Consider the following 20075-nt stretch of genomic DNA (forward strand, 5'->3'; position numbering starts at 1 on the left):
TTTTTCTTTTATTCGCCCGCAAAAAATTGCCAAAATCCTTTTAAAATTTTAAAATTTGCCTAATCAATTAAAGGTAAAAAAATGGGATTAAATCTAAAAGCATTTTTTAGTGTTGATACAAAAAACGCGCAAGCTAGCTTAAAGAATTTCACTGAAAAATTAAGTTCGTTTGACAAAATGAGCGCAAAAGCGCGCAGGGGCTTACAAAATCTAGCAAACGCAAGCTTAGCACTTCAAGGCGCGGTAGCACTTGCTAGCGCGGGGTTTAATAAAATTAGCTCAGCCACAAGCGCATTTATAAAACGCGCGGATGAAATGGGCGCGCTCCAAGCAAAATTAAAGCAAGTTACATCATCGCAAGCTGAGTTTAACGCAGTTTATAGCGAAGTTCAAAAAATCGCAAAAAGCAATTATTCATCGCTTGCTACAACTAGCGATTTATACATTCAACTCTCGCAATCTCTCAAAGAAATAGGTTATAGCTCTAAGCAAGTTTTACAAGTTAGCGATACGCTAAGTAAAGCCTTAAAAGCTGGCGGGGCAAGTGCTGATGAAAGCTCGCGCGCAATAGCGCAATTCAATCAAGCGATGAGCGTGGGCAAACTTCAAGGGCAAGATTTTAAAGCGATGATACAAGCCGCGCCGTCCTTGCTCAAATATATGAGCAACGCGCTAAATGTGAGCTCAGGACAACTGCGCGAGATGGCAAGTGCTGGCGAGCTTACAGCAGATAAGATAGCAAGCGCGTTTTTAAATATGAGAGAGAGCGTAGAGCAAGACTTCGCCGCAATGCCTACGAGCGTGGCGGATAGCTTGGTGCTTTGGGACAATGCGCTTAGCGGCTTTGTCGATAAAATCAACATTAGCATAAGTGCCACAGGCTCTCTTAGCTCTACAATTACTTACTGGGCTGAAACGCTAGAATCTGCGTCATCTACAATCGCTGCTTTTGTTAATAATAGCATTTATGGATTATCGCGCGCGTGGATTGGGCTTGAGGGGATTTGGGACTCGTTGATTTTATCGGGGCTTGATTTGCTCTCAGTGATGAATAAACTAAATTTTAGCGATAGTGCAGATGGATTGTCTGCGTGGATTGACGAAAAGCGCGCAGAGCATAGCTTAGACAATATCGCGCAAGAATTAGAGAGCTTAGACAAAATCACAAAAGAAATCGATTTACAAATATACTCAAAAGACAACGCCACCGCTGATAAACGCGCACTTGAAGCCACATCGGGCGCGATAAAACAAGTAAGCCAAACAGCCGTGGCAAGCGAGAAAGACATTCTAAAAGCAAAAACGCAAGCACTTAACGCGCAAATTGCTTATTATAAAGCTATTAAAGATTACGCTGGGCTAAATAAAGCAACGCTAGCAAAATACGAATTAGAGCTAAGCGAGCAAGTAAGTGCTGGCATTTTAAAACGCTCACAGCTTTATGAAATGCTCGCAGCCAAACGCATAGAGCTTGAAAAGAGCGCGCAAGATGAGATTATTAAAATTCGCAATGCTGAGCTAGACGATGAAGCGCGCCACTACGAAATTTTAGGCGATTACGCTAAGCAACGCGAAGCTTTATTAAAAAAAGCATCTGCTCTTGCGAATGATTATGTGAAAAAATACGCGCTCACATCGCAAAAAGAAATAAAAGCTGTAAATGCTTATTTTCAAAAAGAGAGCTTAAAAGCTATTGAGAATGTAGAAAAAGGCTTTAATGGCGCGGTAGAGAGCGTTTCAAGCTCTTGGGAAAATATGATATCAACGATGAGTAAAGAGATTGAAAACGGGCTTTTTGACGCGCTAAGTGGCAAAGGCAAAGAAGCGTTTTCAGGGCTTGGCTCGGCTCTTGCTAAATCGTTTTTAAGTCCTTTTGCTAGCGCGTTTAGTCAAGGCGTTGGCGGTCTGCTAAATGGCGCGATGGGTGGCGGAAAGCTCGCAAATATCGCAACACAATACGGGCTAACGCTTAAAGACGGGGTCTATTCAGGCTCAATTAATGGCACTGATGTTGAAATTTTGAGCGATGGCACGATTAAAAAAGGCAACGCGATATTTTCACAACTTGGTTTAAGTGATAGCACCGGCAACGCAATATCAGGCGCACTAAATATCGCCTCGGGGTTAAAATCGGGGATTGATTTATTTACAAATGGCATTTTTGGCGGGGTCACTAACTTAACCGCGCCTATTTCAAATGCATTCGCAAATCTTGGCTTTGCTGGGGCTAGCTCGTTTGTTAGTGAATTTGGCGTTGGGATTGGCTCTGCTTTTGACTTCACATCTTTTGGGCTTGGAAATATGGGCTTTGGCTCGGCTTTTAGCGGTGGCACGGCAATGGGCGCAGGCGCATTGCTTGGCGGTGCTGGGCTTGGCTATGGGGTCGGCTCTCTTGGTGATATGCTTTTTGGGGCTAAAACAAAAGCCGGTGCCCTCGGCGCGATTGGCGGCGCGATTGGCACTGCGATTTTGCCGGGCGTTGGCTCAATTATCGGCTCGCTTTTAGGCTCAGTGGTGGGCGGAATTTTTGGCTCAACTAAGCAAATCGATGCGGGCGTAAGCATAAAACAAGGATTAAATCTAACGCAAGCTGGGCGCGTAAATGCTAGCAACGCGCAAATGTTTAGTAAAGAGCAATACAAATCTTGGTTTAGCAAGAGTGAATCAACTAGTTACAGCGCGATTGACAATAAAACGCTCTCGGCTCTAAATAAGACTATTAGCTCGCTAAATAGCGTGTTAGATGATATAAAAGATAACGATTTGATGATTAATAAGGGCGACTTTGGCAAAAATTGGGGCATTTATAAAGAGCTTTTACAATCTAGCGCGCTCGCTTTTACTTCTTATGAAAAAGGGAATTACACTTGGAAAGATTGGTATTTGGGCTATGATAAAGAAGAAGATGCTCTTAAAAATCTAATAGAGCAATTAGCAAAGTATAAGCAAAACTCAATCGAGCTAAAATTAAATAATAATTCAATAAAAGCTTTTGAATACGCAAGCGAATCAGCAAATAAGCAATTTAAAAATTTGGGCAAATCGCTTGGCGCGTTTGGCGATGAAATATCAAGCGTTACGCAAATATCGGCAGAGTCTTTTAGCGCGCTTTACGAGCAAGCAATAAAAACTAACTTCACGCCCGAAAATGTGGAAGCGTGGAATGAGCTAGTAGAAGCTTACAACAACGCAAATAAAGCTTTAAAAAGCTATTTACAAGCCTTGCGCGAGTTTGACAAGGGCGTATATAGCGCGCTTAGCGGGATTAAAGCCGCGTTTGGCGATGATACGAGCTTATTACAAATCCAATCAATAAAAGCTAGCTTTAAATCATTAAATAACGAGCTTGGCACGGGACTTAGCGACATTTTCGCTGCGGCAACGAAGTTTAGAAATATGAGCCATTCGCAAATGAGCGAATTTTTAGCAACTGATACAAGCCAACGCACCGAGCTAGTAAATTACGCTACGCAATACGCGCAGGCAGGGACAACCGCGCTAAACAATGTAAAAACGCTAATTGAAAACTACAAGCAATCAGTAAAAACACTTGATGCGCAAATAGCAACGATTAAAGACAATCTAAAAACAACGCAAGATAATATCGATAAGCAAATCGAGCAATTAAAGCTCAAAAATCAACAAGACAAGCTAAAATCTGAGCTTACAATCTTACAAGCCCAACAAAAGCTTTTACAAAAATTTAAATCAATCGCGGATGATTTAAGAATGCAAGTATTCTCAGTAAAAGAAATTGATGCGCTTTATTCATCAACGCTCGAAAAAGCCCGTGCGGATTATAGAGCAGGCAATTTAGACAGCGAATCATTTAACAATCTCCAAAAAGTAGCCTCAAAGCGCGGGGCAAATTTAGAAAATTCGGCAAGCTCAGCTGAGCAGTACCGCTTTGATATGTTACTGATGGCAAATGAGATAGAGAATTTAGCGGGTAAAAATGAAGTAGAAAATGTAGAATCCAAAATTAAAAAGATAAACGCGCAACTTGATAAGCTCTCAAGCGATTTAGGCACGAGCTTTGAAGCTCAGCTTAAAGCACTTGAAACATCGCGCGCTGAGGCTCTTACATCAGCTAACAATCAAATCGCAGCAATAGGCGAGTAAAAAACAACGCTTGAAACAACGCTAAGAGAGCAAATAAGCGTTTATACCGAGCTTTTTGCTGAGCTTGGCGGGTCTTTTAAATCTAGTTTTAGCGAGCTAGTAAGTGCGCTTGGCTCTAGTTTTAGCTCTATTGTAAGCAAGCTAGAATCTATCAAAACATCATCAAGTGCTAGCTCGTCAAATAAAAAACAATCCCGCGATGATAAAATAAACGCGCTTTATAATAAGTATTTAGAGCGCGATGCGGATAAGCCGGGCTTGCGCTTTTGGAGCGATAGCTCGCTTAGCATTTCGCAAATTGAAACAGCTATTAAAAACTCACAAGAAGCCCTAGCACTTAAAAAATTAAAGCCATTTGCTAATGGCGGGATTGTAACGCGCGCAACGCCCGCGCTTATTGGCGAAGCAGGCTACCCAGAAGCCGTTATCCCGCTAAAATCAGGCAAAATCCCGGTGGATTTTGGCAGCAATCTTGGCACAAATCTTGGCGCAAACGCTAACGCTAATAAAATTTTAGAAAAAATAGCAAACGATATAAGAGAAATAGCCTTCACGCTAAGAAATGTTAGCGATGGCGAGGCGCTTTATACAAAAGCTGGCTAGCTACTTGCTAAATTCTTTTTGATAGTTTAAAATTTTGAAAAATAAAGGTTTAAAAATGGCTTATTTTAAGTATAAAAACGCGATTTTAGGCGAGCTTGGCAGAGCAAGCGAAACAAGAATATATCTTAATACTAGCAAAATCGGCGCAGAGGTTTATTTAGCAAATGATAGCTTTAATGAGTTTAATTGCGCGCAAATTTTTGGCAGTGATGATGAAGTGCTAAGCTTTAAGGCGAGCCAGCACAGCGCGCTCAATTTACAAGAAATAAATGAGAGCGAATTTACCACGCTAAAAAAAACTAGCAAAACTTACGCAGATGAGCAAAGCGAGCTAGCCCGCGCAAAAGAGCGAAAATTACAAGAAATTCAAAGGGCGCGTGATAGCTTGCTAACTGACAGCACGCTTGAAATAGCGGGGCTTGGCACAATCAACGCAGGGCGCAAACATTTACAAAATGTAGAAACGCTTATTAAGCTAGCCACCGCGCAAAAGTTAAAAGAAATTGATTTTATAATGTTTGATAACTCAATGAAAAAGATTAGCTTAGAGCAATTAAGCGCGATTGATTTACAAATGAGCGCGCGCGCAATGAGCGTTTATAGCCAAGCGCAACTCTTAAAGATGAGAATTAACAACGCGCAAAATATTAGCGAAGTAGAAGCTATCGCTTGGGAGAATTAAAATGATAGAAAAAGTAATAGTGCGCCCCGTAGGAAAAGACAAATTCGAGCTTTACGCAGATTTTCAATGTATGCTAGGTGGCAGGTCTTTTACAATCAAAAAAGGCTTTATCACCAATGGCGCAAATATCCCGCGCGCATTTTGGAGCATTTACCCTCCAAATTCGCCAGAGTATTTAAGCGCGGTAGTGCTCCACGATTATTTATGCGAAAAAGCGCGCCTTGGCGGTTACACTTATAAATTCGCCGATGAAGCGCTAAAAAGAGCACTTGGGGAGCTAAAAGTTAGCAAGTGTAAAATTTTCATTTTCTACTACGCGTGCAGATTTTTTCATAAAATTTTAAGGCGGGTAAAATGATGAATTTTAGCTTTTTTGCGGGCGTGGTCGTTATGTTTTTATTTATCTTTGGCGGCATTTATGTGAGCTTTTTAAATAGCAAGATTGAAAAGCTCTCACAAGATTTAAGCCTAAGCGCATCAGCAAATAAAAATCTAGCACATAGTTTAGACGCAAAGGCGCAAGAATTACAAAATTTAACCAAAATTTTAGAATCAGCAAAAAAGAAAAACGAGAAAGAAAGAGCACATGTTGAACGCGTTAAATATAAGATTATCAAAGACAATAATGCTACTTGCGTTAATGCTGTTAATGATGTTTTTAAACGGTTGCACGCACGAGATAGTAACTACTCAAATGCCCATTAAGCGCGCAGATATTAGCTCTCTTTTAAACATCAAAAGAGATTTTAATTACACAGCAAATAACGAGCAAGAAGCCGCACTTTTAGTGTGGGATTTATATCTATACACACAAGAGCTAAGCTCAGCACTTGAAAGTTGCGTTGAACTTCATTATAAAAATTTTAAGGACTAAAAATGGAAACAGCAAACGGCTTAATAGATATAGCAAATAAAGCTGAGAATCTCTCAATTGTGGGCATTTTGGTGCTAATTATTGCTTGCGGGATTTATTATAATTTAACAGTTAATAAATCCCACAACACAATGCTTACATCAATTCTAACAGCAATAAACGCGCTTATTAGAGATAACGAAGAAGCGCGCAAATTGCGCGAGAAAGAGCTAGAGCTAGCAAGAGAGCGCAGAGAGAGATTTAGTGAAAAATATCAATCAGTGCTAAGCGAAATCACCAAAAACACGCAAGATATTAAAGAAAAAATAACGAATTTAAGGATAAACAACAATGGATGAATTAAAACAATCAATCATTGAAAACGAGGGATTTAGCGCAAAAGTCTATAAAGACACACTAAATAACGACACGGTGGGTTTTGGCTTTTTGTGTAGCGCGCTCACGCCTGACGAGCTTGCGCTTAATAATTACCAGCTAGAGCCAATGGAGCGCGAATCCGCAGAGCGAATTTTAGATTTAAAGCTAAAAAAATTAAAGGCTGAGGTTTTTAAAACTTTTGCTTGGCTAAGAAATCAACCAGATCCCGTAAAAGATTGTGTAATTGAGATGTGTTATCAAATGGGCATTAATTCAGTGAAAAAATTTTACACCACGATGGGCTTTATCAAAACATATCAATATGAGAAAGCTTACGAATACGGGCTTAAATCACTTTGGGCTAAGCAAACGCCAAAGCGCGCAAAACGCGTGCTAGCTAAGCTTTTAAGCGCGGAGCAGGAGTGAAAATGAATGATGAAAAGCTAATTTTTGATATAACGCTTGACGAAGTTAAGCAGTATTTGAAAATTTTAAACGATGATGAAAATGAAGTGATTAAAATTTGCTTTTTTGGCGCGGTTGGGTATTTTGAAACTTACACGCAAAGAAAGCTAAGCGAGTTTAGCGAGTTACCGCGCGAAGTGCGCCTGTGGCTACTATATAAATGCGCGGGATTTTACGAGATAAGAGCCAGCGCAAGTGATGCGCGCGCAAATCTAGTAGATAGCTCACACATCGATATAATGATAGATTTTTACCGCAAAAGCCCTATAAGACTAGGGCTTAATGAGCTTGACAGGATACAAGCGCAATTATCCGCGCAAACTAAGCTTTTAAAACAAGCTTACGCGCAAATTTTAGAAATTAAAAATCAAAAATCCAAGGAGTAAAAAATGAGTTTTAACAAAGAATTAAGCGAGCTTTTAAATAGAGTTGAGAGCTTAGAAAACTGGTGCCAAGGTGCGCAAAGTGGCGTTTTTACGCGCCCGCAAACGCCAAGCGCGAATGTTGATTTAAGCAATTATTTTACTAAATCACAAAGCGATGAGCGATACGCAAAAAAAGGCGAAATTAGCTCATCCACAGCTGGCGCAAAAGGCGATAAGGGCGATAAGGGCGAGCCGGGCGAAAAAGGCGCAGACGGCGCAAGTGCTGGCTTTGGCACGATTAGCGCGGAGGTAGCACAAGCAAATGAGCTAAGCGTTGAAGTAACCGCCACTGGCGAAAATACCGCAAAAAATCTAAATTTTGTTTTCAAAGGCTTAAACAATGTGGCCGCGCAAGCTAGCGCAAAATCTTATGAAAAGTTTGTTATTGTGGGCGTTTGGGGGCAATCAAATGCTGTGGGCTATGATGAGAGCGTTGCCACGCTTTATGATGTGCCAAAATATGAAAACAGGCTTTTTCAAGTAAGTTGTAGAGATGATAAGCTAAATATCGAGCCTTTAACGCTTTGTGCGAAAAACATTCAAAATATGGAGAGCGATGTGTATAATAAAAGTGTATTCACCGCGCAAATCAAAGAATCTCGCAAGGTTTTTGGGCTAAAAGACGGGCGTTACACAAAAGGCATTCATTTGCCACTAGCAAATCTAATCGCATCCGCAATCCCTGACGACTACGGCGTATTAATCGTGCCGGGCGCATACGGCGGACAATCCATTACGAGCTTTTTAAAAACTACTACTAGCTCCACAGGATGTGCTGGCGGGTATTACGCAAGATTTATAAAAGCGATGAAAAAAGCACTTGCTCAAGGCGCGCAAGCAGATAAAAACATTTTAGCTGGCATAATTTGGTGCCAAGGCGAACAAGATTCGGGTGAGCTAAGCGGGCTTGCGTATAAAGAAAAATTCTCCACTTTAATAAATGATGTAAAAACGGATTTAGCAAGCTTTGCTAATAGAACAGCTTTTAATAGCTTAGATAAACTTTGGTATTGCTACGAATACCCACTTCATTTCAAAAATCAAAAATATGGGCGCGATATTTTAACAGCGCAAAAAGAGCTTTTAGGGATTAGCAACTATGTAAAAGTAGATGACAACCACCCAACCAACACAGCCACCTACACATCAGCTATCAAAGAAGCTCACTACGGGCAAAACTATTTTAGAACCCACATCGCCCCTAGCGTTTTTGAAAAATTAAAAGAAAATGGCGCGCTTTTAAGTGCTAAAATCTCAGAGCCTGAATACATTGCTAAAAGTGAATATATAAGCAAAATTGACGAGCTAAGCTCTACAATATCAATTCTAAAATCTAATTTAGAGATTTTGAGCGGGAGCTCTAACACTCCAAAATGGCGAGCAACCAAAATAAGCGATTTTGAGCGGTTTATAGGCACTGATAAAGATATTAAAATCAGCGATACATCTATTGATTTTAACGCCCAGCACGCAGGAATTTTGCTACCCCAAAATGCTAAGGGCGTAAAATATACAGCAGATTTAGTAGCGCAAAATAAACTGCTTTACATCGTAACAGCGATTTATCAACAAAAAAACATCTCACGCGCGCTAGCTACTGAGTTTGACGCAAGTTTTCAATACGAGTGGATAAATATCAACGCAAATTACGACAATAAAGCTTTTCAAATTAAAAAAGCCGATAATTCTAATTTATCAAAAGACGAGCTAAACGCGTTTTTTACCCACAACGGCACATTTACGCTAATATTTAATGACGCTAAAACTGAAATGACTTGCACCAAAGATGGCAGCGATGAAGTGCTTAAATTACAGCTACCACACGCAAGCGATTGGATAAACCGCTTAGGCTTTGTTGGCTGGACGGGCTTTACTTCGCGCGGTATTAAAAACTTACAAATTTTAATCTAAACGGCGTAAAAATGAATATTGCTAATTTAAGATATAAGCTAGCTTTTTACACTTTTAGCGAGCAAATAAGCTCGCTTGGCGAAACTATTAAAAAGCCCTGCTTTTTGTGCGAGGCGTGGTGCGAATTGCTAGCTTTGAGTGGAAGTGAGCTAGATTTAAACGCGATTAATTCGCAAGTAACGCGCTTTAAAATAATCACGCGCGCAAATCGAATGCTCCACTCGGGGCTAATCGCTCGCTACGGCGTGGGCGAGAATGCGCGCTATTTTGATATTAAAAGTGTGATTGACGAATCAGGCAAAAATAAGTGTTTTGTGATGGTAGCTGACGAGCTAGCAAGGCGCGAATTGCTAAATGATAGCGTTAATGAGCGCGATTTTTGGGGGGTTGATAATGCTAGTAGTTGAGCCTGTGGATTTTGAGATAAAATCCACATCCGCAGTAGATGAAAGCTTGCCGATTTGGAGCGCAAATTTGGCTGTCAAAAAAGGGCAAGATTATATCTATAACGGCAAAAAATACCGCGCAACTAAGGATTTTACATCTAGCAAAAGCCCCGATTTAGATACCGAGAATTTCGTTGATTATGGAGCTACAAATTCGCGCGCTTTTAGCGATGAGCTTTTACACTCGCAAACCACAGCAAACGGCGATTTACTAATAACAATCAATGTAAAAGAGCGCGTAAGCGCTATAGCGTTTTTAAATTGTTATTGCTCGCGCATTGAAATACCAAATTTAGATATTCGAGGCGCAAATGGCTGGGTTAAAAGTTGGTGGGACTACTTCTTTGCGCCTGTTGGCTTTAATGCGCTAGTGCGTGAGTGTGGGAGCTGGTGGCAATATTTTTATGGCGGATTTAGAGTAAAAAAAGATATATTTTTTAAACTGCCCGAGATGAGCGGGGAAATTCAAATCATTTTACGCGCACAAGATGGCAAATCCGCGCTTGGAATGCTAATTGTGGGCAATTCGCAATACATCGGCGAAACGCTAATTCAACCTGAAATTTCTGCTATTAGTTACGCAAAAAAGACAACTGACGAATGGGGCAATTCAGTAGTGAGAAAGGGCAAAACAGCAAAGCGCGCGAATTGTATGGTAGTAACGCAAACAAAAGATGCTGATAGAATTGTAAATGTGTTAGATAATGCTAGAAATCGCGGATTGTCGCTTTTTGTGGGCGATAGTAGAGCCTCAGACGGGCTTGATAGCTTAACGATTTTTGGCATTTTAAGTGATTATTCGCTGCGCGTAAATGCACACGATTATAGCGAGCTTGATTTGAGCTTTGAGGGTGTGATTTAAAATTTTGCCTTTTTCTTTACAAAATCCTTTTAAGAATTTAAAATTATCAAAATTTTAAAAAGGTGAAAAAAATGGCAAAGCAAATTACACAATTACCAACCCCACCAAGCTCACGCGACACATCCAACTTTAACGACCGCGCAGACGCGTTCGTTCAAGCACTGCCAAAATTCGCAACTGAAACTAACGAATTAGCGCAAGAAATAAGCCAAATCAGCGCGCAAAATCAATCCGCGCTACAAGCCACAAAACAAGAAATTACAACTCTTAAAGAGCAATTTGCTAGCGAGCTTACGACAACTATTCAAAGCAACGAAATGCGCTTAAATAATCTTGCTAAATCATCGCAAGATACACTAAGCGATTTGACAAGACAAGCCCAAGCAAATTTAAATAACGCAATTAGCGCAAAGCAAAACGACTTAAAATCTATCATTGATAGCGCAAATGCTAATCTTAACGCACAAATCGCCGCAACCGGCACCGGCACTGGCGGGGGCTTTAAATACAAAGCAGATAGAAATCCATCTATTGCCGAGCAAAACGCGCAAATTGGCGCGCTTTGGCTAAATACATCCACCGCTGAATTTTTTATTTGCGAGAATGCCGAAATTGGCGCGCAAGTTTGGCGTGGCTCACAATCAACAATCATCAGTCAAAACAACCAGCCAACCCCGCCAACCAACACCGCAAATTTTGTTAAAGAGCTAAGTGCTAACACTAGCTATTCTTTTGTATTTTCAGGGGCAACTGACAGTGATGGCACGATAGAAGCTTACGAAGTTAGCGAAATATCATCGCCCCTGCTTGAAGTAAAAAACAAACGCGTAAGCGCAGGCTCGCCCCACGAGTTTGTCGTTAAAGCAGTTGAAAATGATACAAATATTAGTTTTAAAGTAGCCGCGGTCGATAATGCCGGCGCGCTAAGCCCGCGAATTGCGATTAATCTAAAACTATTATCAAATCAAATACCAACCGCGCCAACCAACACAGGCGATTTTGCTAAAACAATAAAAGCAAATTCTACTTATAGTTTTGCGTTTTCGGGAGCAACTGACCCTGATGGCTCAGTTACTAGCTACATCGTCCAGTCTATCTCTCAGCCTAGCCTAGTAGGCGTAGAGTCCGCAGAAATTAGTGCGGGCAATTCTCACAAATTCATTATCAACGACATAAGCGTAGATGAAACGCGCGTAAGCTTTCAAGTGCGCGCAAAAGACAACAGGGGCGCGCTCTCAGAGCCTGTGAGAATTGAAACATCCATTAAAAAAGACAAAACTATTTATGGCGAGCTTGGCGGATTTGGCGCGGGGCTTGCTTACAATAAAGAGCACGCGCTTGAAAATGGGCTAATAGCAATGATTGATAACGACAATCCACAATCGGCAAATTTTGCCAATTGGCAAACCCCAGATGGCTCAGTGTTCGTTCAAATACCTTGCTTTTGGTATAAAGTCGATTTAAATACGCGCATTAAAGAGCTTTACGATACGCCCGAAATTTCAATATCTTTTGAGTCAAAACCGGGCTACATTCGCCACTATGGCTTTGAAAAAAGCGATGGCACAGCGTATGATTTTGTTTATGTGAGTAAGTATTTAATATCAAACAGCGCAGGTTGGCGCACTGGTGGCAAAGCGTGCTTTAAGCCGGGCTGGGCTGTGTGCTCTTGGCAAGCAAGTAGCAAAATCAAAGATTCATTTGAGTGTAACACAATTGATTTTTTACAGGGGTATAATTCATCCATCCAAAATAACGCGTTTTTTATAGATGCGGTAAAGCAAGTAAATGAGCGCGTATGTCTGCACTCAGCATTTTTGCGCGGGGCGCATTACTTGTTAGCAGAAGCCCATAAGCAAGCCTGCGTGAAAAAATACGAAACAAAAGAAAAAGTCCCCGAAAATATTTGCGCGTATTTAAATAAATCCCTGTTGTTCGCGCAAAAAACATCAGTTGATAAAAAATATACAATGTATTACACTAAGGAATGTCGGGGGCGTCAATACTCGACCCAGCGCGTTGGCGCATATGCTACAGGGCTTGATACGCGTGCGGGCTATACTTGCCATAACGGGCAAGCGTGCGGGATTAGTGATTTTGGCGGGGGATATAGTGAGTGCGATTTAGGCATTTTAACGATTTTAGATCAAACTTACGCACTCAAAGGCTTAGATTTATTGCCCCAAATTACGAGCAAAAACGCCTCCACGATTAGCAGCGATTACGCGCAAATAAGCACCACGGGGCGAAACGCCACGGGGCGCGCAGGCAATAGCAACGCCGGCACAAACCCGATTTTTGCGTATTCTAATCTAACGCAAGATAGAATGCTTGATGGCGCGCTATTTACGCTAAATACCGCAAAAAGCGAGCTTGGCACATATGCTTATGGAGCAATGAATTTTATTGCCCCAGACACCACGCAACGCGATCCGCAAATTCGCGCTTACGGCGGGGGCGTTAATGCGCTCCCTTACGCGCCAAATGTTGGCTATGTCGTTGATGAGAGCATTGCCACAGGTGCGCTTTTTAGTAGGAATGTATATTTAACGGGCTCTCACCCATTTCACAGTGCGCGCGCGGTGCTAGTGCCAAAAAGATAAGATGTCAAGCGAGATTATCAAGCAAGCGCGCGATTACATCGCTTGCGCAAATAAAGAGCTAGCAAAAAGCGAGTATTTTATAGACGAAAAGCTAGCTCTAAAAGTCGTTGGCTTTGTTTCGCTTTTGCGACATACGGGGGGTAAATTCGCAGGGCACCGCTTTGCGCTTTTGCCTTTTCAAATAAAATTTTTAATCGATGTAATAGCAACGCTTAATAAAAAAAGCTTAACGCGCAGATATAAAACCGCTTTGCTCTTTTTACCCCGCAAAAACGGCAAAACCGAGCTAATCGCCGCTTTGCTAAATTATTTTTTGTTCGCAGATAGCGAGCAAGGCAAAGAGATTTATTGCGCGGCGAATGAAACCGAGCAAGCAAAAATTATTTTTGGCGCAATGGAAACGATGATAAATCAAGACGCAACTTTAAGCAAAAATTGCTCTTGCTTTAAATCTACAAAAACGATAGAAACCAAATCAAAATTTAAAAATTTTGTTAAGGTGCTAACAGCGAATGCCTCTACCAAGGATGGCTTAAAGCCTTATGTGTTCGTCTATGACGAGCTTCACGCTGCCAAAGATGGCGAGCTTTGGCGGGTGTTAGAGGAAGGCACTATTAACCGCGCAAACCCGCTTGCAATTATAATATCAACAGCAGGCTACAATCAAAACGGCATTATGAAACAAAAATACGATTACGCAAAGCAAGTGCGCTCAGGCATTATTAAAGATGATAGCTTTTATTCTATGATATTTGAAGCCGACAGCGCAAACTGGCGCGATGAGGCTGAGTGGATAAAAGCAAATCCCGCGCTTGGCTCTGGCGTTTTGATTGAAAACTTGCGGGATAGATTTTTGAAAACGCAAGGCAACAGCGAAGAAGAGCTTAGCTTTAAGACAAAACACCTCAACATTTGGGCGAGTTCATCGAGCGCTTGGATTGATGATGAAATTTGGCAATCCGCACCAAAGCTTGAAATAAGCGAGAATTTGGAGTGGTTTGGCGGGCTAGATTTAGCCTCGGTTAATGATATTACAGCTTATGTGTTATTAGCGCGGATTGATAGAGAAAACGAGCCGCCGCTTTATCAAATAAAGCCATTTTTTTGGCTACCTGAAAGTGGCGCGCAAGCAAGGGCTAGGCGCGATAGAGTGCCTTATTTGTCTTGGATAAATCAAGGCTTTATTCGCGTGACGCCGGGAAATGTGATAGATTATGATTATTTAAGGCGCGATATTGTAGAAATTAACGAGCAATTTAATATCAAGCTTTCAGCTTATGACAGGTGGAATAGCCACGAAATTATGAATAAGCTACAAAATGACGATGGGCTGGCTTTTTCACAATACGGGCAAGGCTTTGCCTCGATGAGCGCGCCATCTAAGGAAATTTACTCGTTAGCGATGAATAAACGCTTAATTCATAACGACAACCCAGTTCTGCGCTGGATGATTTCAAATGTAGAATTAGAGCGAGATGCGAGTGATAACATCAAGCCGTCAAAGAAAAAATCGCGCGAAAAAATTGATGGCGTGGTGGCTTTAATTATGGCGTATGCGATGATGAGTTTAAGCGGACAAGACAAGCCAGTCCCTGAGCCATCAATTCGCTTTTTATAATTAAAATTTTAAAGGGAAAATGAATGAGATTAGAATTATCACAACATCAAAATTTGCCAAGATTTGAGAGCAAAGATTTAGATTTTTATTTTAAATGGCTAGATTATAGCGAAGTTGCTAAAACGCCATCAGTGCGCGAATTCTCGCGCTTTGGGGTTTGCTATCAAGGCTCTAAAAATAAAATTGCTAAAAAGATAATAGAGCTTTTGCCAAAGCGCAAGTATTTTGTCGATTTATTTGCGGGCGGATGTGCGATGAGCCATTGCGCGCTAATATCTAATAAATATGAAAAAATCATTCTAAACGATACTAACGCCGATATTTTAAGGCTTTTTAAAGGCGCAATTGCGGGTAAATACAAAGGGCGAGATGAATTTGTAAGTAAAAAAGAGTATTACGAGCGCAAAAATAGCGATGAATTTATAAAATATGTGTGGAGCTTTTCAGGCTTGGGCTTACATTATATTTACGCAACTTATAAAGAAAGCTTTATGGGGGCTTATGATAGCGCGACCAAGGGCGATTTTAGCGAGCTAAAAGAATTTGGCATTTCAAGCTTGGATGAGATAGCCCCTGCGCTTGCGCGCGCAAGCAAATTTAGGGATTTTCTAAAAGTAAGCTTTGGCGCGCATAAAAACCTGCAAAAAGAGCAAATGCGCGAGTATTTAAATAGCGCGCGCAAAAAAGCGGGGCTTAGTATTAAAGAAGTAATTGCGCGCTTAAATACATCTAGCGCATCGCATTATTTTCAAAAATTGCAATGGCAAATGCCAACGCGCGAAAATTACGAAAAAATGCGCGAATTTTTAGAGCTTGTGGATTTTGATGAATTGCCCGCAACTGCCTCCACTTCGCTTACAAACGCTTTTTATTTGCTAAGCAGTGTTAGCAGCGCGAGCGAGCTAAAACATCAGCGCGTAATAACTCAGCTAAATGAGCTTAGCGCGCTCGAGGGGCGCGCAAAAGATATTAAAATTTTCAATAAAGATTATTCAAAAGTAAGCTTGCCAAAGCCCGCTGAGTGCGTAATTTACGCCGACCCGCCGTATTATAAAACGGAGTGTAAAGCCTACAGCAAAAGCGCGTTTAATCACGCCAAATTTTATGGATACTTAGAAAAGCTAAAAACAAAAGGCTATGATATTTATTTAAGCGAATATTGCGCGCCTAGCGAGTTTAAAGAAATAGCAAATTTTAAGCGTGGTGGCTCAAAATTCACCAAAAATCGCGTAGCAATAGAGCGATTATTCACACTCTAAGCTCGCGCGATTTAAACTTGCGCGCGGGGCTTTTTTATAAAAGTAATGCTCGTCTTGTGCGGTGGTGTTAAAATAGCTCTGCTCCACAAAGCTCTCGCGCCCAAGCTCTCTATAATCAAGTGCTTTTATTAGCGCGTTTAGCTTGCTCTCTATCTCTTTGCTTTGCTCGCCTTGCTCGATAACTTCGAGTGAGTCTAAATTGACTACCCATCCGCGATAGAGCAAAATTTCTACATCATAATATTCGTTGCTCTCCCAAGTTTCGTCAAGCTCGAAGCCATCATCGTCAATCGTGCACTCTAATAAATCAATAAAAAAATTATCGACCACCAAAGCGCGCAAGTCGATGATATTATTTAGAATATCGCTTATTAGCGTTTGGCTGTTGATATCTAAAACTTCGCTTAGCACAACAGCGCGATTTGGCGTTTGCCAGCTCTTGTTATATTCAGCAAATCTTAAAATATCACGGCGCGAAGTGATACCCCAACCTGGCGCAAATTTGTAGATTAAATCGCCATCGTAAGTTTGCCCAACCGCGCGCCCTAGTTTTGCTCTCTCCATTTTGCCCCCCTTAAAAAAGGCGCGATAATAACAAAATTTTACTTATTCATCGTTGAAATCCACAAATTGTGAATACCACGCGCGCGCGCCTTGCCATTTAAAATTATGGAATTCTAAAAGCCATTTAGTGAAAAACTGGAGCAATTCTAAATTGTAAAAATGAAAATTGCTAAGGAGTGAGTATGCGCGCATGTAGTAACGATTAAAATCTTTACTAGAAAAGCTTTTTTTAGAGCTTTTCTTATAAGCTATATAATCGCTCGCAAACTCAGTGCGCCAAGACCTGCGCGGGGTGCCTTTCTCTGCTAGATAGCGATAGCGCGCGTCTAACGCATAAATAATATCTATTAGCTCAGCGCGTGCTTTTAATCTAGCGTATATTAAATCATCATTTATGAAATATTGTTTTCTAAGTCGCTCTTTGGTAAATCTTTTTTCAAACGCCCCATAATAAAGCGAAAAACGAAAAGACTTGGGGCGCGCTTGTATTTTTTTTTCTAGGTTTATTAATTGCGTAATAAACGCATCCACGCTAAGCCCGCGCGCGTTCGCATAATCTCGCGCTAAAATATATCTATCGCTCATCTTAACTCCTTTTTTATCTCTCTAACGCGCTCATCATTTCTTTACTAAAAGCGCGTGCGTTGCGCCCGCAAAAAACGCTAACCAAATACAAAAAGCGCGTTGCATTTCTTTTTGCGGTTGATAAATCTTTTTTATCAATCGATTTTAAGAATTTATTGTAAGAAGTAATTAGCTCGCTTATAGCTACCGCGCGGGCATCTTTACAACGCCACATCATATCAGCGGTGTTGATGATTTGTTCTTTGCCTTGCTGGGGGAAGCACGCTATCATAAGCCACGCGATTTTACACACACTTTTTACAATGCAGATAAAGTGCGTAGAGCCGTCAAGACTGTTATTAAGAGTGCGGGCGTATTCTTTGCTTGATTTTTCAAAGCTTGCTATTGCTTGATTAGTTAAAACATCATCATAAAGCGATAAAATCTTAAAATTTTTAATCATCTCGGTCATTGTTTGTCCTTTTTTAAATAGTAAATTTTTAGCTTTTCTTTAAAGCTTGCTAGCAACATTTTCAAATCTTGCGCTTGCTCGCTAGCACTTGCGCTAAAATATTGAATAATCGCTAATTCTAGCGCATCAATCTCTTTTTTTAGCTCTTTAAAATACATCATTTTTTCTATCTCTTTTGGATACATTTTCAGCCCTTAATCCTTTTGCGCCCCTATTTTATTTGCTAGGCACACTAAATTTTGGAATGAATTTAACACACTAGCTCTTAAAAGCAACGCGTTTTGCATTCGCGTATTTTTTGTTTCATCTAGTGCTTCACCCAGCGTTTCACTGAATATTTCATCTATTATTTTGCCGTCCTTGCTTGATATTTTTTCTAAAATACAATGTAGATCAAACGCATAATCAACCGCGGAATAAGAGTTAAAGTTCTTATTTAACTTTTGTAAGCGATTGACAAATCTGTCTAATTGTTCGCTGCTTTTTTCTTGCCTAGAGGCGTTATTAATAAAGTTTTCATCACTCATTTTTGCTCCTTATTTTGCTACATTATGTAAAATTTAACCAAACAAGCTTTTAAAACGGAATATCATCATCGTTTGGGAAATTATCATCAATAATCGCCTTATCCCAATTATCGCCGGGGCGCAAATTATCAAAATTTTGCGCTTGTTGCGCGCTGGCTGGTCGCTGTGATAGCGCGCGCTTTACTTGCGCAGACCCAGGCAACTGCGCGGGCTGAGCTTGTTGCGCTTGCGGGGCTTGCGCCCATTGCGAGCGCACATCTTGGGGTTGCGCTTGCGGGGCGAAATTTTGTCTTGCTTGCCCAGCTGCGCTTGGCTCCGCTTGCGCGTTTTGTGCGGATTGTTTTGGTGAAATTACTAAATCTTTAATGATGATTTTATAGCTTGTGCGCGGATTGCCCGCGCTGTCTTGGTAATTTTCTTGGGCTAGCTCACCACTGATGGCGATTATATCGCCGACTTGGGCGTGTTCTAGCTTGCTAGCGTTATAATCAAAAGCGATAAAATCTAAAAAGCAAGTTGATTGCGTAATCCACGCGCCCGATTCTTTGTCAAATGCCACTTTATTTGTAGCAAGCGAGCCAACGCAAAAAATTGCTCCATTTTGCGCTTGTTTGAAGTCTTTTTTAGCTAAGCGCGATTTTAACGAAGTTATAATAAACATCATTTGTCCCTACGCGCTTTGCGCATCAAATGCGCTCAAAACTTCGTCTGCGCATTCATCGCTTACGCCAAACTCGATAAGCTTAGCTTTTACAATGTTGCGCGGGTAAAGTCGCGCTTTGCGGTAGTCCCGCCCGCCCGAAAATTTTAAATAAAATGGGTGGTCTTTATAAGCTGGGCTTGCTACTCTATTTAGCGTGCCAATTGAGATATTTAAAATTTTTGCTACTTCTTTTGTTGTAAATAATGCTTTCATAAAAAGCTCCTTTTAATTAAAATTTTCAATTTTTTTGATTTTTGACTTCATCAGGCTCGGCGGGCGCAACATCGATTGTTTCATCATTAAATAGCTCTTTTTGCGGTGTTGGCTTATACGCGCTTAAATCTTGTTTTGTGGTAGCTACGCGCTCTTCGTCTTTACTCTGGGCAAGCATATCATCTACTTCTTCTTTGATTTTTACGCCGAGCTTGATTTGCGGATAAAATTCGCTTATAAAAAAGCTTTGCGCGCGATATCTAAGCATTAACTCAGGCATTGTCTGCCATTTTGACCCAGCTTTGCCAAGCCAACCCTCTTTTTTGGCAATATCTAGCGTGATTGTCATCCCCTTTAAAACTTCACCTGAGGCACTATCAATCGCGGTCGCGTAAGCTGATGTTTTATCATCGCTTATAATCGTTTTTAGTGGTGATTTTATTAAGCCTGAGGCGTTTAGTCGCCCCACCATATACTGAGTTGAGAAGGCGGGTTTGTCTTTAATGATGTAGAGATTTTGTGCTATCTCTAACACGCTAGCACCTGTGCGCTCGGCTAAATCATAAATTATTAAGGCACTCGCTACATCACCGCGCAGATTTTGCGGAAAAAACGCGCACTTAGCCAGTGCGGATGCTCGTCTTTGCTCTAATTCAAAAGCCTTAGTTTTTAGCTCTAATGCTACTAATTCATTACTCATTTTTAATCCTTTTAAAATTTTAAATCATTTGAAAAATTACACTAGCTACGCACGCTGAGAGTATAAGAATAATCAGCGCGACAAGCACATCATTAATCTTGCGCC

The 20075-nt window shown here is 40.9% G+C and carries 23 protein-coding genes; 15 read left to right on the forward strand and 8 right to left on the reverse strand.

The window, feature by feature from the left end:
* Positions 1 to 81 precede the first annotated feature (81 nt).
* The 15 genes from CINF_RS06265 (at position 82) to CINF_RS06335 (ending at position 16227) form a co-directional block, all read left to right on the forward strand.
* Entirely contained in the window at positions 82 to 4122 is a 4041-nt protein-coding gene (locus CINF_RS06265; protein WP_179974907.1) for a tape measure protein, read from the forward strand.
* Positions 4123 to 4380: 258 nt separating this feature from the next.
* A complete protein-coding gene (locus CINF_RS06270; protein ID WP_179974908.1) occupies positions 4381 to 4725 on the forward strand; it encodes a hypothetical protein in 345 nt (114 codons plus the stop codon).
* 55 nt (positions 4726 to 4780) lie between these two features.
* Entirely contained in the window at positions 4781 to 5407 is a 627-nt protein-coding gene (locus CINF_RS06275; RefSeq protein ID WP_179974909.1) for a DUF4376 domain-containing protein, read from the forward strand.
* 1 nt (position 5408) lies between these two features.
* Positions 5409 to 5765, forward strand: a complete 357-nt coding sequence (locus tag CINF_RS06280) for a DUF1353 domain-containing protein (RefSeq protein ID WP_179974910.1) — start codon at positions 5409 to 5411, stop codon at positions 5763 to 5765.
* A complete protein-coding gene (locus CINF_RS06285) occupies positions 5762 to 6112 on the forward strand; it encodes a hypothetical protein (protein ID WP_179974911.1) in 351 nt (116 codons plus the stop codon). Before CINF_RS06280 ends, CINF_RS06285 begins: the two co-directional genes overlap by 4 nt.
* Complete coding sequence (locus CINF_RS06290; RefSeq protein ID WP_179974912.1) at positions 6057 to 6281, forward strand: hypothetical protein; 225 nt, start codon at positions 6057 to 6059, stop codon at positions 6279 to 6281. Before CINF_RS06285 ends, CINF_RS06290 begins: the two co-directional genes overlap by 56 nt.
* A 2-nt stretch (positions 6282 to 6283) precedes the next feature.
* The gene (locus CINF_RS06295; protein WP_179974913.1) at positions 6284 to 6619 is read left to right on the forward strand and encodes a hypothetical protein; all 336 of its coding nucleotides are present in this window, start codon (positions 6284 to 6286) and stop codon (positions 6617 to 6619) included.
* Entirely contained in the window at positions 6612 to 7064 is a 453-nt protein-coding gene (locus CINF_RS06300; RefSeq protein ID WP_179974914.1) for a glycoside hydrolase family protein, read from the forward strand. Before CINF_RS06295 ends, CINF_RS06300 begins: the two co-directional genes overlap by 8 nt.
* Before the next feature lie 2 nt (positions 7065 to 7066).
* Positions 7067 to 7489 carry a head-tail connector protein gene (locus CINF_RS06305; RefSeq protein ID WP_179974915.1) on the forward strand — a complete coding sequence of 141 codons (423 nt, stop codon included), beginning with the start codon at positions 7067 to 7069 and terminating at the stop codon, positions 7487 to 7489.
* Positions 7490 to 7492: 3 nt separating this feature from the next.
* Positions 7493 to 9439, forward strand: coding sequence for a sialate O-acetylesterase (locus tag CINF_RS06310; protein ID WP_179974916.1), 1947 nt, complete (start codon positions 7493 to 7495; stop codon positions 9437 to 9439).
* A gap of 11 nt (positions 9440 to 9450) precedes the next feature.
* Complete coding sequence (locus tag CINF_RS06315) at positions 9451 to 9846, forward strand: phage head completion protein (protein WP_179974917.1); 396 nt, start codon at positions 9451 to 9453, stop codon at positions 9844 to 9846.
* Complete coding sequence (locus CINF_RS06320) at positions 9794 to 10747, forward strand: hypothetical protein (RefSeq protein ID WP_179974918.1); 954 nt, start codon at positions 9794 to 9796, stop codon at positions 10745 to 10747. Before CINF_RS06315 ends, CINF_RS06320 begins: the two co-directional genes overlap by 53 nt.
* Positions 10748 to 10818: 71 nt before the next feature.
* Positions 10819 to 13350: a hypothetical protein gene (locus CINF_RS06325; RefSeq protein WP_179974919.1), complete on the forward strand. Its 2532-nt coding sequence runs from the start codon at positions 10819 to 10821 to the stop codon at positions 13348 to 13350.
* A gap of 1 nt (position 13351) precedes the next feature.
* A complete protein-coding gene (locus CINF_RS06330; protein ID WP_179974920.1) occupies positions 13352 to 14968 on the forward strand; it encodes a terminase large subunit in 1617 nt (538 codons plus the stop codon).
* A 23-nt stretch (positions 14969 to 14991) separates the two neighbouring features.
* Entirely contained in the window at positions 14992 to 16227 is a 1236-nt protein-coding gene (locus CINF_RS06335) for a DNA adenine methylase (RefSeq protein ID WP_179974921.1), read from the forward strand.
* Here CINF_RS06335 and CINF_RS06340 read toward each other — a convergent pair.
* The 8 genes from CINF_RS06340 to CINF_RS06375 are packed head-to-tail and all read right to left on the reverse strand — an operon-like array spanning position 16213 to position 19970.
* Positions 16213 to 16791: a hypothetical protein gene (locus tag CINF_RS06340; protein WP_179974922.1), complete on the reverse strand. Its 579-nt coding sequence runs from the start codon at positions 16789 to 16791 to the stop codon at positions 16213 to 16215. The two genes, CINF_RS06335 and CINF_RS06340, sit on opposite strands and share 15 nt — an antisense overlap.
* Positions 16792 to 16833: 42 nt before the next feature.
* Positions 16834 to 17376, reverse strand: a complete 543-nt coding sequence (locus tag CINF_RS06345) for a hypothetical protein (protein WP_179974923.1) — start codon at positions 17374 to 17376, stop codon at positions 16834 to 16836.
* 13 nt (positions 17377 to 17389) lie between these two features.
* The gene (locus CINF_RS06350) at positions 17390 to 17827 is read right to left on the reverse strand and encodes a hypothetical protein (RefSeq protein WP_179974924.1); all 438 of its coding nucleotides are present in this window, start codon (positions 17825 to 17827) and stop codon (positions 17390 to 17392) included.
* Positions 17824 to 18012, reverse strand: coding sequence for a hypothetical protein (locus tag CINF_RS06355; protein WP_179974925.1), 189 nt, complete (start codon positions 18010 to 18012; stop codon positions 17824 to 17826). The genes CINF_RS06350 and CINF_RS06355 overlap by 4 nt, the downstream gene beginning before the upstream one ends.
* 9 nt (positions 18013 to 18021) lie before the next feature.
* The gene (locus CINF_RS06360; RefSeq protein WP_179974926.1) at positions 18022 to 18354 is read right to left on the reverse strand and encodes a hypothetical protein; all 333 of its coding nucleotides are present in this window, start codon (positions 18352 to 18354) and stop codon (positions 18022 to 18024) included.
* Between the two features lie 49 nt (positions 18355 to 18403).
* Positions 18404 to 19015, reverse strand: a complete 612-nt coding sequence (locus CINF_RS06365) for a single-stranded DNA-binding protein (protein WP_179974927.1) — start codon at positions 19013 to 19015, stop codon at positions 18404 to 18406.
* Positions 19016 to 19024: 9 nt separating this feature from the next.
* Positions 19025 to 19270: a hypothetical protein gene (locus CINF_RS06370; protein ID WP_179974928.1), complete on the reverse strand. Its 246-nt coding sequence runs from the start codon at positions 19268 to 19270 to the stop codon at positions 19025 to 19027.
* Positions 19271 to 19295: 25 nt separating this feature from the next.
* Positions 19296 to 19970, reverse strand: a complete 675-nt coding sequence (locus tag CINF_RS06375) for a hypothetical protein (RefSeq protein WP_179974929.1) — start codon at positions 19968 to 19970, stop codon at positions 19296 to 19298.
* Positions 19971 to 20075 lie beyond the last annotated feature (105 nt).

Origin of the sequence: Candidatus Campylobacter infans (assembly GCF_013416015.1) — a bacterium.
Taxonomy (GTDB): Bacteria; Campylobacterota; Campylobacteria; order Campylobacterales; family Campylobacteraceae; genus Campylobacter; species Campylobacter infans.

What these genes read in the sequence shown, in the direction of transcription:
- CINF_RS06265 (WP_179974907.1), top strand. Translation starts at nt 82, where the DNA reads ATGGGATTAAATCTAAAAGCATTTTTTAGTGTTGATACAAAAAACGCG.
- CINF_RS06275 (WP_179974909.1), top strand. Translation starts at nt 4,781, where the DNA reads ATGGCTTATTTTAAGTATAAAAACGCGATTTTAGGCGAGCTTGGCAGA.
- CINF_RS06280 (WP_179974910.1), top strand. Translation starts at nt 5,409, where the DNA reads ATGATAGAAAAAGTAATAGTGCGCCCCGTAGGAAAAGACAAATTCGAG.
- CINF_RS06285 (WP_179974911.1), top strand. Translation starts at nt 5,762, where the DNA reads ATGATGAATTTTAGCTTTTTTGCGGGCGTGGTCGTTATGTTTTTATTT.
- CINF_RS06290 (WP_179974912.1), top strand. Translation starts at nt 6,057, where the DNA reads ATGATGTTTTTAAACGGTTGCACGCACGAGATAGTAACTACTCAAATG.
- CINF_RS06295 (WP_179974913.1), top strand. Translation starts at nt 6,284, where the DNA reads ATGGAAACAGCAAACGGCTTAATAGATATAGCAAATAAAGCTGAGAAT.
- CINF_RS06300 (WP_179974914.1), top strand. Translation starts at nt 6,612, where the DNA reads ATGGATGAATTAAAACAATCAATCATTGAAAACGAGGGATTTAGCGCA.
- CINF_RS06305 (WP_179974915.1), top strand. Translation starts at nt 7,067, where the DNA reads ATGAATGATGAAAAGCTAATTTTTGATATAACGCTTGACGAAGTTAAG.
- CINF_RS06310 (WP_179974916.1), top strand. Translation starts at nt 7,493, where the DNA reads ATGAGTTTTAACAAAGAATTAAGCGAGCTTTTAAATAGAGTTGAGAGC.
- CINF_RS06315 (WP_179974917.1), top strand. Translation starts at nt 9,451, where the DNA reads ATGAATATTGCTAATTTAAGATATAAGCTAGCTTTTTACACTTTTAGC.
- CINF_RS06320 (WP_179974918.1), top strand. Translation starts at nt 9,794, where the DNA reads ATGATAGCGTTAATGAGCGCGATTTTTGGGGGGTTGATAATGCTAGTA.
- CINF_RS06325 (WP_179974919.1), top strand. Translation starts at nt 10,819, where the DNA reads ATGGCAAAGCAAATTACACAATTACCAACCCCACCAAGCTCACGCGAC.
- CINF_RS06330 (WP_179974920.1), top strand. Translation starts at nt 13,352, where the DNA reads ATGTCAAGCGAGATTATCAAGCAAGCGCGCGATTACATCGCTTGCGCA.
- CINF_RS06335 (WP_179974921.1), top strand. Translation starts at nt 14,992, where the DNA reads ATGAGATTAGAATTATCACAACATCAAAATTTGCCAAGATTTGAGAGC.
- CINF_RS06340 (WP_179974922.1), bottom strand. Translation starts at nt 16,791, where the DNA reads ATGGAGAGAGCAAAACTAGGGCGCGCGGTTGGGCAAACTTACGATGGC.
- CINF_RS06345 (WP_179974923.1), bottom strand. Translation starts at nt 17,376, where the DNA reads ATGAGCGATAGATATATTTTAGCGCGAGATTATGCGAACGCGCGCGGG.
- CINF_RS06350 (WP_179974924.1), bottom strand. Translation starts at nt 17,827, where the DNA reads ATGACCGAGATGATTAAAAATTTTAAGATTTTATCGCTTTATGATGAT.
- CINF_RS06355 (WP_179974925.1), bottom strand. Translation starts at nt 18,012, where the DNA reads ATGTATCCAAAAGAGATAGAAAAAATGATGTATTTTAAAGAGCTAAAA.
- CINF_RS06360 (WP_179974926.1), bottom strand. Translation starts at nt 18,354, where the DNA reads ATGAGTGATGAAAACTTTATTAATAACGCCTCTAGGCAAGAAAAAAGC.
- CINF_RS06365 (WP_179974927.1), bottom strand. Translation starts at nt 19,015, where the DNA reads ATGTTTATTATAACTTCGTTAAAATCGCGCTTAGCTAAAAAAGACTTC.
- CINF_RS06370 (WP_179974928.1), bottom strand. Translation starts at nt 19,270, where the DNA reads ATGAAAGCATTATTTACAACAAAAGAAGTAGCAAAAATTTTAAATATC.
- CINF_RS06375 (WP_179974929.1), bottom strand. Translation starts at nt 19,970, where the DNA reads ATGAGTAATGAATTAGTAGCATTAGAGCTAAAAACTAAGGCTTTTGAA.